Here is a 16,290-nt window from a genome sequence, read left to right as displayed (position 1 = left end):
GATTATTGAAATACCATGGAGGCGTAAGATGATTATTTTAACCCGAATTGGGAAGTTGCGTCCATCGTGGTTTACAAATAAACACTAGGTTGTTCTAAACGATACTCTGGTTAGTAATTTTGTTTCAATAAGCTGCCAGTGATGGTCACTTATTTTTGTTGTTAAGGTATTAAAATAGTTCTGCAGATTAGCACGTGCTGCATTTTTGCTATTTTGAACCGCTTTATTCTGTTTTATGGAAAGTTCATACAATTGGTTTTGTTGAAAAGCTTCAGAGGTTATTTCTAATTGTATTATGTCCTGGCGAAAAGACTCGATTAGCTCATTGTTCAGATTTGTTCTCAGCCATTGACGTGCCTGTCTTAATTGACGAGTCACATGATTATGCCAGGGCGCGTTGTAAGCTAAAACTTGATTCAGGAATTGATGGCTGAAAGGCCCCAGCTCCGAGGCATACCAGCAACACCACAATACAATATTCACATTGATATCATAGTCATCCTGTAGAGTAATACACAATAGCTTGACGTCTTTATTGGTATAAATTTTCAGCGAATAATCCCATAATGGGTTAGTTAGTTCTTTAATCATTTTATTTAAATACAGTCTTGATAAGCTTGATCTAACGATGGATTGATTGGATCTGCACAGAATTTGCCCAGTTCGGTGTTCATGTTGCATTACCTTTATTTTCTGTATAAGTCGTCTATTATAGCTGCAGGCTTGTCAATTTGTTAAACCCTATTTTGATTAGGTGTCCGCTGATTATAAAATAGGTTAATTCGTGAATTGGTTGATAATAGGTATCCTGTCAGAATCGCCGGGTAAGTGTCTGCCACTGAGCCCGGACTAATCCGAGCCGCGCGCGTCAGCAAGCGGAATTATCTCGAGATGCTTATGTGGTGCATGGAACCTGCCGCACTTTAAGTAAGATTAATTCAGCCAATGATGGCATTTCAAATTTTTTAGTCACCCTATCGTAAATATACTGATAAACGTTAACTTTCAGTTTTCTGGCCGTCTGTACAATCGTGGCAAACGTATCCTTTGATTTGGTGCCATTTTGGGAGACCGTTTGGAGATTGATGTCGCGTATCCTTGCTTGAAACCGTGTCCCTAATTCAGAGGCATTGTTGTGCAATGGCAGAAATGGATGGTCTAACACCAATAATAACGCTTGTTTTTTAGCACGTGTCTTTGCAATGCGTTGATCTAAAACATCATAGCCTGTCGTGGTTGCGAACAAAGTATCAAATTGCATTGATAGTTGTTGGGCCATTGATTGAGATGGAGCCGTCTTGTAAGTCAATAATGCATGGTAGAAATCCCATAATTGCTCAAGAAATACAGCCAATATATTCTGATTCATATCTGAGAATGGAGTGAGTTTTTTATAATGACGACCTTCATGGATCCAGCACAGCGCATGATGTAGGGCCAATTTATTAAACTGAGGCGCATCATCTGTCATTAAATAATGGATGAAGTATTTCGAGTGCTGATAATAGGCAAGAGCTGCTGACTCAAGAATTATGCGTCGATTCGTGCTGTGTTTTTTTGGATTTGGAAAAAGTGTTCCCATCAAACTATCGATTGATTCACGTGTGAGGGGTTGTGCATGCAGCATTGGTTTAATTTGATCCAACCATTTTTTTGCGAGACCAAACTCATCCATTAACTCATAAGCCTCCTGATTAAACATAAACTTTAATTGGTCTCGACACAGCAACTCCAATAAGGTCAAGCGATCTTTTTTACGACGAGTGAAGTATGCTGTAAAAAAGTCATTACATAAAACATGGGTGTAGTGATTTTTGCCGTTAACACGACTGCCTGTGTCATCCATCTGCTGGTACAAGCCTGCGTTGCTACCGGCATCGACAATATCTTCTTTTTCCTGATGAAAAATATCATTGCCTTCTGTCAGCATGGAAGCAATTTTACCATGTGATATTTGAATACCACATGTTTTTAAAAAGCGCTCAATGGCGCTCTCCGTCATCCCTGCATCACGGTATAATGTGATGACCAGCGCTTTAACCCCAGGACCAAATTCACTGCCCTTATATTCGCCAGGAATCGGCGCAATAAAGGTTTTTTTCAAAGATGGTGAGTAATACGTTTCCAGCTTGAATTCAACATTATCCGTGATGATTTTTAGATCCTGGATGATTCGAATCTCAAAACCCTTGAACTTGGCGTCATCTGGCAGCGTTGCTTTGTCCAGAGCAATCGTAACACGTCTATCAATACGTACGTTTTTTTTGTCTTTGCCTGTGTTTTTATTGTTCCCTTTACCACGTTTATTGCGATCTCCTTCAGATGAATGATTGGAATTGCCTGTATTATCGCCATTGCTACCTTTGGATTGACCGCGAATATTAGGTTTGCCCTGTTCACCCTTAAGGCGGTTTATCTCATCACGTAATACTTGGTTTTCCTCTCTGAGCAAAGCATTTTCTTCGGCAAGCATTTCGACCAAATTAACCAATACCTTAATGATAGTCACGGCCTTTTTGTCGGCAAGACTATCGATATCTTTTGTTAACTCATCTAAAACTTGTTTGATTTCTTGGCGTTTCATCATCTACCACTGCGTTACTAATGCTGATACGGCAATCATAACATGACTTTTTTTGAACGCATTTTTCGAGTTTTAACGCCACTAAGGGCTAAGAAAAAATCTGACCTCAGGAGGGAGATGTTTTATTAGTGAAAGGGGCTACATTGTGATCTTGGGGATCTTAGGGCATGCATATTGCATGACTTACGTTTGATATGGAAAAACATCAGTTTTACAGAAAAACCGTGTCAATAGGTATTTTGAATATTTTTAAAGAATTCCGCTTGCTGACGCGCGCGGCTCGGATTAATCCGGACTCAGTGGCAGACACTTACCCGGCGATTCTGACAGGATACGATAATAGAGTGTTTTTTATTGGCATGGATGTTATTATTTGGGCATATACTTCTTGGTAGATGTTGGATTTTGCTCTAGTTCTATCTGGATTGGCTCAAACCAGAAAAAAATCGAAGATTCGATGTTCTCTGTAAAATAGCTTGTCTTGTTGAATATAAAGTGATGATTCAGATAGCTCCTATCGAAAAAAACGGCGAGGTTAGGCCCATTCTGTTATTTAAAACCAGTTTTGACGATATAGTCTGGTTGGTTGGTTCCATTACCAGGACGGCTAATTTTCTAATACAGGATGATTGTTCTATAATCAGAGAGATCATTAATTTTGCCTTAATAATTTAGGGTTAAAATTAAGACAGTAGTGAACTATTATTACACGACCATAGTGGGGTCAAAAGATATGGCATATTGCAAAAAATTTATTAATGGAATCAATGCCATTAATTTCTCCAGTGAATCAGCAAAACTTCTAAGAAATTCGTTAATTGCTTTTGCCTATCAAGAGTTGGAAAGCGAACATGCAGTTATTCAGAAAGAACTGTCTGAGCTGCCTCAGACTATTCTTGAGAATCAATTTGCACAGGATCAGCTGGTACTCTACAAAAAAAAACAAAATGAGATTGCCCAGGAAATAAAACTTCAGCTAGAGGCATTTTCCCTGCATTACCATTTAAAAAGTGAAGAATCAGAAGCAATTATCGAAGACCCTGCTCTTTTTATTAAAACATTTGCCGAGAACTTCCGCGACATAAACCATCTGGCTTACACCCTATCAGATGCACCAACTAATATTAAAAAACTGCAGACCCAATTATACACAGAAGTATTATTCAAACTTGATCCAGCCCAACAAGAGGCTCAGCTACAGACTTTATTGCTTCCAAATATACAAGACATGGTCAACCAAGCTATTTTGATGTATGACGATAATCCAGAAAATATTGCATTACGAAACCAATGTCAACGACTTGTCCATATGGGGTTGTATGAGATCGTCCGACGTGATTGCAACAAAATAGATACAGTAGCCGAAGCGCCACAATACAAAAAATATCAAGAATCATTTATTGCCCACTTACATTCCAAACTGCCTCAAGTAGGTGAGTCCTCGGTAATAGATGGCTTAAGTAATTATAAAGCGGTCAGTGGCGAGTCTATAGGTGATTTAATAGCCGGGGTGGAAGATAAATTTAATATAAAGAAAGCAGGGGGCTGGGAAAATGATGATAAAATTAATGCACTGAAAGCCAGAAAAGCCCTGTTTGATACCTTAAGATTTGGCCAGGAAGATCGTCGAGAATATGCCAAAAAAACAGAAAGTAACTTGACGCGGGATTTATTCTGGGCCAGGAATATTAGAGATGTGGAATTATTTACTAAAAGTAAAGTATCTGATGAGACTTTTGTAAGTTTAGCGGAGCAACGCTATTTACAAATTGAAGACAGACCTTTTAAAGCAAGACATCAAATTCAGAAACAGTATAAACACGCTAGTCCTTCCTATAGAAAATTACAAGACATATTGGAAGTGATATATAAAAAGCGCAAGGATCATGGCATTCCGAGCGGTAGTAAAATAGATCCGTTTACAAAAGAAGAAACAATCAAAGATTACATAAGAAAGATACTTACCGAGCAAGTAAATCATCCTATGGCTACGGTTTTACCTAATGGAGAAATAGAGGTAAATCTCTATTATTTCAATATGGAGGATGACGCGCTAGTTAAGACTTTATACCAGACTATTAGTAGTCAGGGAGGCTTTGGTAGAGATGTAATACCTATGATGGATAAATTTTATGGACAAAAAGCGGTTACTGAAAATATTTTTTCTACAACAATTCAAGGCTCATCTCTATCAGCGATTGAAAAAAAACTTAATCAATTAGAATTACCTGATAAACAAAATGAAGCCAGTCAAAAAGCATTCAATCATCTGAAAAAAACGGTTAACATAACCCAGTATCCTTTACTTAGCCAATTGAAGCCGGATCGTAACAGTAGAGGGGTATTATTAGGTGCTTTGCAAGAATTACAGTCTATTTATTCGGAAAAGATAGTTAAAGACGAGCTAGGGGCACTCAAATCCTCAACTCTACAAACACTCGATGCAGCATTGGCTCACTTAGCCTTTGGTCGGACCGAAGAAGCATTAAGGACTCCACAACTTCTCTCAAGCCTAATTGAGGCTTCTGCAAAACTATCACAATTAGATCCTCAGATTAGCTCATTAAAATTAGATAATACTGATGAATTATTATTGCGTAAATTACTGGAATTACGATTTATCTCTATCGAAAAGAGTGTTGAAAAAATATGGAATGGCCCTACCCTGTTAGGACTTCAGGCTGCATTTAAGCATATAGATGCTGGTCGTTATAGGGAAGCTTTGGATACTCCAGGACTTGAGGCGAGTTTAGCCGATGCGTACACCAGACTTTCCAAACTTGATCCGGAGTTGGCTACCGAGCAGGTCAAACCAATAATTGAAAAATCAAAAGTTTTAGCTGCTTCCAGACAAGAACGATTGGATAAGTCAAACGAATTACAAGCAGCTTTTGAATCAAAAGAGGACATTACTGGAAAAGTAGAAAAGATTTTTTTGGATGAATATCATGCTATGGCGTCCACCTTGGAACTGACACCGAGCCATATCAAGCGCATGGAAGAGGACATTAAGGGTATGGCAACAGAGATGGTTCGTTTAATAAAACGTACCAGAGAAGGTAAACCCGCTCTATCAGATGCAGAACAGGAAATCTATTTTTCTATCGTACAACAAATCGCAAAGGCTATAGACCAGGATATAGGCGATGTGCAATTTAAAGTAAAACATTCAGTCACTGGCAGACAAACAATAAACGTTTTAAATCAAGAAGGTAAGCTTCTTCAATCAGTAGAGATTGATTTAGGCAGCGTTAAGCTTCCTTACTCTTTAGTAAAACCACCTGGTGGTGATTTTATTTTTTCTTACGGTGGTACTCGTGGGATAATTGCACCTTTTGCAGGTTTAGATAAAGCTTATGCTGGAGAGGAAGGACAAAAAGGTCGTTTGTTTACTCATAGCAGGCTGCTTGGGGTTGGACAATACGGCTCTGTGAAAGAGGTCGAAAGCTTATTGTCGGGTTTAAATCAGGTAATTAAAAAAGGTTATGTTCCTACTGTGGATCAAACCCCTACGTTTGAAGATGCGAGTCGTAATGAGCTTCGGACTCGACCCATAACCGCACGCGATGATCCGCTATACCGTATTGAAAGTGATGTGTTACAAAATCTTTCCAAAGCTGAAAACGCCCAGAAAGGAACTCTATCAGGAGGAACGCAATATTGGATAGAAAGTGATAAACCGCGAAAAGCAGGCTTACTGTTTTCTAAAAGTAATACGCCTCAGCAATACCAAATTTTAACTGAGCGGGCGAAAGGTGATACTTTCGCGGATACCGCAAATAAAAAATTAAATCTTTTTGCCAAACCGGATATTGCCTATCATGATCCCTCAAAACGGGATCCGCGTATAGAGGGAGAGCTGATAGGAACTTTAAAGGATACTCTGGAGTTATCTCAAGCTATCGTTGATGAAGCGCAAAAATTTCAAGCTTTACATTTTTCTCATAATGACATCAAGCCGGAAAATTTTCTCTATAAAAGAAATTCAGACGGCAGTTATCAGGTCAAGTTCATTGACTGGGCAACCGGAGGATTTGTACAAACTTATAAGGGGTCTGGTGCAACTGCTGCTGCAATTTTTTCGGAGGTGTTTGAAGGTGCTGTTCCAACTAATCCTAATGGTGAAAAAGAATGTAACGATGCCAATGGACGTTTTGTAACAATAGACGAAGATAATAAGTCGTTTGGGGTTAAGCCAACCTTGCAAATTTTGCATGGTGCTCGTAATGGTACCTTACCCTATATCAGCCCCAAGGTTTTGGGTGAAGAGAGAAGCCTTATACCCAAAGATGGCAGCATACCTGATCCAGGCATGAATACAGTCTTAGAGACTGATGATACCTACATGGATGATTGGGCACTGACTTCGATGACCTTCGGTGTGTGTAATCGTCAGGCCTATTTTATCCTGGTTAAGGGACGTGCTGTTTCTGATTATGTTGTTCCTGGTGTTTTAGACGTTGATGGCGGAAAACCACAAGGGTTAAAAATTTCTTCTATGAATAATTTTAATCAATTTTTTGCCTGCGGTGGGGACGACATTACGGAAGAAGATTTACAAACAGGCGCAGCATATACTAAAAAAAATGCGGTAATGTTCATTCCCTCGAATCAGCGTGAAGGTGAGCCATTACATCTGTATCGTCGATTGCAAATGGTACAAGAAAAATTGCAAACGATGGAAGTATCTAAAATTCCAGATAGTGCAGAACAAAAGATTATCAAAGACATTGATGATATACTTAATAAGGTGCACAAAGTAGTTGCCAGTGGTACAGGGTTTACAAAAACGCAACTGCAACAACAATTAGCAGCGGCTCAACTGTGCATTAAAAATTATGAAAAACTCAATGATTTGGGATACCAGGAAGCTCTTTTAAAGGCAGATACGTTACAAACAGTTTTTAATGCACACGATAAAAAGAACCTTACAGCTGATAGTTTACTATCCCATGAAGGCGGATTAAAACGCATTGAAATTCTCGCTACTTATCCCAGTACCAAACAACATAAAGAAAAAGCCATTGCTATCTTAAATCTAGCGATTAGCGAAGATCAATTAAATGATAAATTTATTGGAGAAAAGAAACCCTGTCATCATCTATTTAGAGAATGTATTAAGGAAGGCCAGGGAGAGATTGTTAACAGTTTATTAGGAAAAATAACGGAACCTAATAAAGCATTTATAGATCTTGTTCAAGAAGACGGTTTATTGCATTACGCTGCAGAGCAAGGGATGACGGATGTTTTTTCCACTCTGATTAAGACATTAAAAACAGCAGACGCTACTGAAAGACAGATATTCGAATTAATGTTAAAGGAATACGGTCCTGGTGAACATCATATTCACACAGCACCGCAAGTTAAATGGGCAACGAATTGTTTCCATATTGCCATTCGTAATAACAGTACGGATCAATTGGCGGCCATTTTAAATTTATTGCCTGAAGGCCAGAAGAATGACCCCATTATTAACAGTGCTCTGCATCTTTGTGCCGTTCTAGGTAATCAAGCATTATTTAACCAAATTATTTCAAAATATAATAGATTAAATCATGATGTTGCGGTTCAGATTGATGTGGAACAAGTTCTCAAAATGACTTATCCCCCCGATGGAACATCCCCGTATCATCTTTTTTTGAATGATAAGAAAAATCTGGATGCTATTCCATGGGCAGATCTCAAAGAAAAGGCTTCAGTAGCAAAAGAATTTTTATTAACGCCACCTGCTGGTACCCATGCTTATCCGGTTCTGATTGCTGCAAGAAATGGTAATTATGCAGGGGTCGCGGCTCTTGTTGAGTTAGGTACGACTGTTTCGTTAACCCAGGAAGACTGGAGTAATCTGTTTATCCAAAGTGATGAGCATGGTAAAAATTTATTTAATTATGTTTTAGAACAAGGCCAGCTTACTACTCTGACTCAGTTACTGGCAGCAATTAAGAAAAACTGTGCTGACCCTCAAAACGTTTTAGTCCATTTATTGAGTAATCCTCATCCAGTTAATCCCATCAGAAATTTTCTGGATTTTGAAAAAAATGAATCTCAACAATTCAAGATTTTGAATCAATTATTTGATGAAATTTCACCAGACTTTAAATCCGAAGAAGCACAAAAAGCACGCATCGTTGCCTTGCTGGTTAACGAGAAATGGCTTCTTGAAAAAGCAAATAATGTGCACAGTCAGGGCGCATTAGAAGACTTGTTACACAATGACAAATTATCCACTGATCTGAAGCAAGGTCTTTTTGCAAAACTAGCAAACGATGTGGAGGAACTCTCGCCGGCAAAAATATTTTATAATAAATTATTAGCTGAGGTGTCTCTCAGTCAAGAAGCTGAAATGGATAAATCAGTCGCATTGGAAATACCTCTTGAAGTCATGCAAGAGGTAGCAAGACAAAGTAGCGATCTTAATATTCTAATCAGTGCATTTGCTAGTGGGCGTGATGTTGTTAAAGATCTTAAAGAAGAAATTGTTGGACTTCAAAAGGAGTCTGTCCGCACTGCTGAAGAGCACAAAAAAGAATTAGCGAGACAAAGAGATATCGCAGAGGAAGAATTGCGTAAGGCCATTCTGCAGTATACCTCCGATATTAATGAGTTAAAAAAGACACTGGAAGAAAAGAGCAAGGCTTTGGAAGAAGGTGGAGCAAGCAATAAAGAGCTGCAAGAAGAGATTCGTCAGTTAAAAGAAAAGCTGGCTACTCTGGAAGAAAGCAGCAACGTGAAGATTGCCCAGCTTGAAGAAGCTGCTCTGGCAAAGGCATCGGAATTTGCCAACGAATTAGAGCGCCAGCGTGTTGCTGCAGAGCAACTGTTGGAAAAAGAGACCCTGAAGTTTACTTCCGAGATCGACGGCCTGAAAAAGACCCTGGACGAGAAGGTCAAAGCGCTGGAAGAAGGCGGGGTGGCTAACGAAGAACTGCAGCAGGAGATTCGGCAGTTAACAGAACAACTCAGCTCCTTAGAGCGAAGCAGCAGCACGAAGATTGCCCAGCTTGAAGAAGCTGCTCTGGCAAAGGCATCGGAATTTGCCAACGAATTAGAGCGCCAGCGTGTTGCTGCAGAGCAATTGTTGGAAAAAGAGACCCTGAAGTTTACTTCCGAGATCGATGGCCTGAAAAAGACCCTGGACGAGAAGGTCAAAGCGCTGGAAGAAGGCGGGGTGGCTAACGAAGAACTGCAGCAGGAGATTCGGCAGTTAACAGAACAACTCAGCTCCTTAGAGCGAAGCAGCAGCACGAAGATTGCCCAGCTTGAAGAAGCTGCTCTGGCAAAGGCATCGGAATTTGCCAACGAATTAGAGCGCCAGCGTGTTGCTGCAGAGCAACTGTTGGAAAAAGAGACCCTGAAGTTTACTTCCGAGATCGACGGCCTGAAAAAGACCCTGGACGAGAAGGTCAAAGCGCTGGAAGAAGGCGGGGTGGCTAACGAAGAACTGCAGCAGGAGATTCGGCAGTTAACAGAACAACTCAGCTCCTTAGAGCGAAGCAGCAGCACGAAGATTGCCCAGCTTGAAGAAGCTGCTCTGGCAAAGGCATCGGAATTTGCCAACGAATTAGAGCGCCAGCGTGTTGCTGCAGAGCAATTGTTGGAAAAAGAGACCCTGAAGTTTACTTCCGAGATCGATGGCCTGAAAAAGACCCTGGACGAGAAGGTCAAAGCGCTGGAAGAAGGCGGGGTGGCTAACGAAGAACTGCAGCAGGAGATTCGGCAGTTAACAGAACAACTCAGCTCCTTAGAGCGAAGCAGCAGCACGAAGATTGCCCAGCTTGAAGAAGCTGCTCTGGCAAAGGCATCGGAATTTGCCAACGAATTAGAGCGCCAGCGTGTTGCTGCAGAGCAATTGTTGGAAAAAGAGACCCTGAAGTTTACTTCCGAGATCGATGGCCTGAAAAAGACCCTGGACGAGAAGGTCAAAGCGCTGGAAGAAGGCGGGGTGGCTAACGAAGAACTGCAGCAGGAGATTCGGCAGTTAACAGAACAACTCAGCTCCTTAGAGCGAAGCAGCAGCACGAAGATTGCCCAGCTTGAAGAAGCTGCTCTGGCAAAGGCATCGGAATTTGCCAACGAATTAGAGCGCCAGCGTGTTGCTGCAGAGCAATTGTTGGAAAAAGAGACCCTGAAGTTTACTTCCGAGATCGACGGCCTGAAAAAGACCCTGGACGAGAAGGTCAAAGCGCTGGAAGAAGGCGGGGTGGCTAACGAAGAACTGCAGCAGGAGATTCGGCAGTTAACAGAACAACTCAGCTCCTTAGAGCGAAGCAGCAGCACGAAGATTGCCCAGCTTGAAGAAGCTGCTCTGGCAAAGGCATCGGAATTTGCCAACGAATTAGAGCGCCAGCGTGTTGCTGCAGAGCAATTGTTGGAAAAAGAGACCCTGAAGTTTACTTCCGAGATCGACGGCCTGAAAAAGACCCTGGACGAGAAGGTCAAAGCGCTGGAAGAAGGCGGGGTGGCTAACGAAGAACTGCAGCAGGAGATTCGGCAGTTAACAGAACAACTCAGCTCCTTAGAGCGAAGCAGCAGCACGAAGATTGCCCAGCTTGAAGAAGCTGCTCTGGCAAAGGCATCGGAATTTGCCAACGAATTAGAGCGCCAGCGTGTTGCTGCAGAGCAATTGTTGGAAAAAGAGACCCTGAAGTTTACTTCCGAGATCGATGGCCTGAAAAAGACCCTGGACGAGAAGGTCAAAGCGCTGGAAGAAGGCGGGGTGGCTAACGAAGAACTGCAGCAGGAGATTCGGCAGTTAACAGAACAACTCAGCTCCTTAGAGCGAAGCAGCAGCACGAAGATTGCCCAGCTTGAAGAAGCTGCTCTGGCAAAGGCATCGGAATTTGCCAACGAATTAGAGCGCCAGCGTGTTGCTGCAGAGCAATTGTTGGAAAAAGAGACCCTGAAGTTTACTTCCGAGATCGACGGCCTGAAAAAGACCCTGGACGAGAAGGTCAAAGCGCTGGAAGAAGGCGGGGTGGCTAACGAAGAACTGCAGCAGGAGATTCGGCAGTTAACAGAACAACTCAGCTCCTTAGAGCGAAGCAGCAGCACGAAGATTGCCCAGCTTGAAGAAGCTGCTCTGGCAAAGGCATCGGAATTTGCCAACGAATTAGAGCGCCAGCGTGTTGCTGCAGAGCAATTGTTGGAAAAAGAGACCCTGAAGTTTACTTCCGAGATCGATGGCCTGAAAAAGACCCTGGACGAGAAGGTCAAAGCGCTGGAAGAAGGCGGGGTGGCTAACGAAGAACTGCAGCAGGAGATTCGGCAGTTAACAGAACAACTCAGCTCCTTAGAGCGAAGCAGCAGCACGAAGATTGCCCAGCTTGAAGAAGCTGCTCTGGCAAAGGCATCGGAATTTGCCAACGAATTAGAGCGCCAGCGTGTTGCTGCAGAGCAACTGTTGGAAAAAGAGACCCTGAAGTTTACTTCCGAGATCGACGGCCTGAAAAAGACCCTGGACGAGAAGGTCAAAGCGCTGGAAGAAGGCGGGGTGGCTAACGAAGAACTGCAGCAGGAGATTCGTCAGTTAAAAGAAAAGCTGGCTACTCTGGAAGAAAGCAGCAACGTGAAGATTGCCCAGCTTGAAGAAGCTGCTCTGGCAAAGGCATCGGAATTTGCCAACGAATTAGAGCGCCAGCGTGTTGCTGCAGAGCAATTGTTGGAAAAAGAGACCCTGAAGTTTACTTCCGAGATCGATGGCCTGAAAAAGACCCTGGACGAGAAGGTCAAAGCGCTGGAAGAAGGCGGGGTGGCTAACGAAGAACTGCAGCAGGAGATTCGGCAGTTAACAGAACAACTCAGCTCCTTAGAGCGAAGCAGCAGCACGAAGATTGCCCAGCTTGAAGAAGCTGCTCTGGCAAAGGCATCGGAATTTGCCAACGAATTAGAGCGCCAGCGTGTTGCTGCAGAGCAATTGTTGGAAAAAGAGACCCTGAAGTTTACTTCCGAGATCGATGGCCTGAAAAAGACCCTGGACGAGAAGGTCAAAGCGCTGGAAGAAGGCGGGGTGGCTAACGAAGAACTGCAGCAGGAGATTCGGCAGTTAACAGAACAACTCAGCTCCTTAGAGCGAAGCAGCAGCACGAAGATTGCCCAGCTTGAAGAAGCTGCTCTGGCAAAGGCATCGGAATTTGCCAACGAATTAGAGCGCCAGCGTGTTGCTGCAGAGCAATTGTTGGAAAAAGAGACCCTGAAGTTTACTTCCGAGATCGATGGCCTGAAAAAGACCCTGGACGAGAAGGTCAAAGCGCTGGAAGAAGGCGGGGTGGCTAACGAAGAACTGCAGCAGGAGATTCGGCAGTTAACAGAACAACTCAGCTCCTTAGAGCGAAGCAGCAGCACGAAGATTGCCCAGCTTGAAGAAGCTGCTCTGGCAAAGGCATCGGAATTTGCCAACGAATTAGAGCGCCAGCGTGTTGCTGCAGAGCAATTGTTGGAAAAAGAGACCCTGAAGTTTACTTCCGAGATCGATGGCCTGAAAAAGACCCTGGACGAGAAGGTCAAAGCGCTGGAAGAAGGCGGGGTGGCTAACGAAGAACTGCAGCAGGAGATTCGGCAGTTAACAGAACAACTCAGCTCCTTAGAGCGAAGCAGCAGCACGAAGATTGCCCAGCTTGAAGAAGCTGCTCTGGCAAAGGCATCGGAATTTGCCAACGAATTAGAGCGCCAGCGTGTTGCTGCAGAGCAATTGTTGGAAAAAGAGACCCTGAAGTTTACTTCCGAGATCGACGGCCTGAAAAAGACCCTGGACGAGAAGGTCAAAGCGCTGGAAGAAGGCGGGGTGGCTAACGAAGAACTGCAGCAGGAGATTCGGCAGTTAACAGAACAACTCAGCTCCTTAGAGCGAAGCAGCAGCACGAAGATTGCCCAGCTTGAAGAAGCTGCTCTGGCAAAGGCATCGGAATTTGCCAACGAATTAGAGCGCCAGCGTGTTGCTGCAGAGCAATTGTTGGAAAAAGAGACCCTGAAGTTTACTTCCGAGATCGACGGCCTGAAAAAGACCCTGGACGAGAAGGTCAAAGCGCTGGAAGAAGGCGGGGTGGCTAACGAAGAACTGCAGCAGGAGATTCGGCAGTTAACAGAACAACTCAGCTCCTTAGAGCGAAGCAGCAGCACGAAGATTGCCCAGCTTGAAGAAGCTGCTCTGGCAAAGGCATCGGAATTTGCCAACGAATTAGAGCGCCAGCGTGTTGCTGCAGAGCAACTGTTGGAAAAAGAGACCCTGAAGTTTACTTCCGAGATCGACGGCCTGAAAAAGACCCTGGACGAGAAGGTCAAAGCGCTGGAAGAAGGCGGGGTGGCTAACGAAGAACTGCAGCAGGAGATTCGGCAGTTAACAGAACAACTCAGCTCCTTAGAGCGAAGCAGCAGCACGAAGATTGCCCAGCTTGAAGAAGCTGCTCTGGCAAAGGCATCGGAATTTGCCAACGAATTAGAGCGCCAAAGCATTGCAAAAAAAGAACTTGAACAAGTTGTTCGATCTAAAGATGAAGACTTACAACAAAAACATGAACAACTAGCAAAATTAACACAAACTCTAAAACTGGTTGCTCAACAAAAAGTGGCTCTTGTTCTAGAGAAAGAAATTGCAAATAGTGGAATAGACCGAGTGAGGGCGATAACTGAAGCTGAAAATCCTGAAGATCTTTTGAAGCTGGGTTTGGATAGCGCTGATGTTGAAATTTTAAAAGAAGCTCCACTATTGTTCAACCACGCTAGAAATCTTGCGGGAGAACGTTTATTTATATTGGAAAATCCTCACCGAAAAGAGGAGGTTGAACAGTCACCTGAAGTGTTAGGTAAACCCCCTCACCAAGTTTCAGGAGGAAATCCACTCGAGGGATTTGGCTCTCCTGGATTAGATAAATTTTTTGGAGAAGATGAGTTTGACGAAGAACAATTAGAGCCAAGAAAAAAGCTTCTATCGCCTCACGGAACAACTTCCAGTAGAACCTCGTTAAAACCTTTTTCAGGGGCCGCTAGTCAGGCTCAACAGGATGCTTTTGATGCTTTAATTGTTGCAATAGATCAAAGCCGAGACTATGAATTGCTGCAATTAATCGGTAGAGCGCGCAAAAAAGAAGACTTGTTTGCGAAAATAGAGTTTGGACGACTAGATTCCAAAAATGTACATGCTTTGCTTGATGATCGCCATGAGATTGGAAAAATTATTGAAAGAGCGCATTCTCGCTTAGATAAATTAGATGAATTTCGTGATGAACAAAGACACCACATTTTACAAAGTCCTACTGTGTGGAAGGAGTTGGAGCAACACAATCTTGAAGCATTAAAAGGCCCAATGCAGAATATAGCACCACTACAGGACATACGTGAAGAATTAAAGGATTTAGGTAGAACGCCCATGGTATGGCTAAACCCGGCGTTTCAGGAATCTGCTAAAACAAATGCTATTAGATTAGAATCTCACTTTAAAGAATTAGCTGAAAGTGTTGATATAATCGTCCCTTATTTATACAACCAACGTTGCGTAATAAAAGAATTTTTAGCGGGTTTACCCACTGATCCTGATATGACTAAATTGGACTATAAGGATGAGGTTAACAATTATAAAAAACTGTTGGCGCGTTATTTACAGGGTATAGAAGAAGAATTACGCATCCATATGCCTGTGCAAAATATGCTCAATGGAAATGAAGACAAGAAAAATCTTCTTGATCAGCAAGGCATGTTGCAAAATGTAAAACAAGCAAAAGAAGATTTAAAAGACCTTAGGCAGTTGTCCTCAATCTTTAAAGTGTCTTACACCGACTACCCTATTGCGGCAAAAAATAATCATTTAGACAGTAGTGGCAAAACAGGGCAAGGGGCTTGTTTAGAAGTTTATGAGTTGGATAATACACGTCCGTATCAAATGGTTGACCGAGTTAAACCGGATCATTTTCGTGAACATACGGTCGCTGTGAAGAACCAGGTAGTTGGCCGGTTTATTGAAGAGCGCGTTGCTGGAATTGATAAAATTGGGATAAAACCAAAGGTGAAGTTGACGGTGACCTCTTTTCCTCCTGCGACTGATCCAAATGGCAGGGTCGCTTATTCTGTGGCAATGGTGACTCAGTTACTGGCTGGTTTAAAAGAGCCTCCGTCACCTAAAAATCCGATCATTTTGCGCGGTGAAAATTCAGAGCAACTTGAATATCTGTGGACTGCACTAATGATTATTGGGGATAAATCACCTCAGATGAAATTTGGTCCTGAAACAATAAAAGTTGCTTCATCAAAACACTTTAACCCCGATAAAGAAATGGGACAAGGAGCAGAGAAATTTAGTTCAAACTCCTGTTATAAGAAGAGTTTTGAAAAATGTCCTCAATTAGATACATTGGTGGCGGATGTAGCTAAATTGACTTCAGATAAGTTTGGTCATAAAGAAAATCAGCAAAAAGTGTATTCTCAATCGGGACAAGCAGTAACTATCTTTAAAGATAAAATGCAAAAAGCATTAGAAGAAATGAAACAAGATAATGCGGATGAAAGAACTGGGCCACAGATCAATAACTAAAAAACGGTTCTTCATCAAAGTATAAGACGTGTTTGCATGTAGGTGATGCATCAATGATGGTGATACATACAGAGTGAGGACTGTTTAACTAAAAAAAAATGAGTTATGATTAAATTTTTGAGGGATTCTTGGAACTATCCAGATAGCCTTGGAAAAGATCGTAAACCCTGACGACCCGCGGCTTGAC

The 16,290-nt window shown here is 42.4% G+C and carries 3 protein-coding genes; 1 reads left to right on the top strand and 2 read right to left on the bottom strand.

The annotated features are described in order from the left end of the window. Positions 1–84: 84 nt before the first annotated feature. Both HRS36_RS14840 and HRS36_RS14835 read right to left on the bottom strand, forming a co-directional pair. Positions 85–681: a TIGR02444 family protein gene (locus HRS36_RS14840; RefSeq protein WP_173237890.1), complete on the bottom strand. Its 597-nt coding sequence runs from the start codon at positions 679–681 to the stop codon at positions 85–87. Between the two features lie 214 nt (positions 682–895). Then, on the bottom strand, positions 896–2,587 hold the full coding sequence (locus HRS36_RS14835) for an IS66 family transposase (protein WP_173235423.1): 1,692 nt from the start codon (positions 2,585–2,587) through the stop codon (positions 896–898). A 691-nt stretch (positions 2,588–3,278) separates the two neighbouring features. On the opposite strand from HRS36_RS14835, the gene HRS36_RS14830 reads away from it, so the two are divergent. Beyond that, positions 3,279–16,103, top strand: a complete 12,825-nt coding sequence (locus HRS36_RS14830) for a hypothetical protein (RefSeq protein ID WP_173237889.1) — start codon at positions 3,279–3,281, stop codon at positions 16,101–16,103. The last annotated feature ends 187 nt before the right edge of the window (positions 16,104–16,290 follow it).

The sequence above is a fragment of the Legionella antarctica genome (assembly GCF_011764505.1).
In the GTDB taxonomy this organism is placed as follows: Bacteria; Pseudomonadota; Gammaproteobacteria; order Legionellales; family Legionellaceae; genus Legionella; species Legionella antarctica.
The sequence above is the reverse complement of the archived record's forward strand: the minus strand, read 5'-3'. Positions and strand labels throughout refer to the sequence as shown.

Bases quoted from the DNA above. Each gene is read 5' to 3' on its own strand.
- HRS36_RS14835 (WP_173235423.1), bottom strand. From the start codon at position 2,587: ATGATGAAACGCCAAGAAATCAAACAAGTTTTAGATGAGTTAACAAAA.
- HRS36_RS14840 (WP_173237890.1), bottom strand. From the start codon at position 681: ATGCAACATGAACACCGAACTGGGCAAATTCTGTGCAGATCCAATCAA.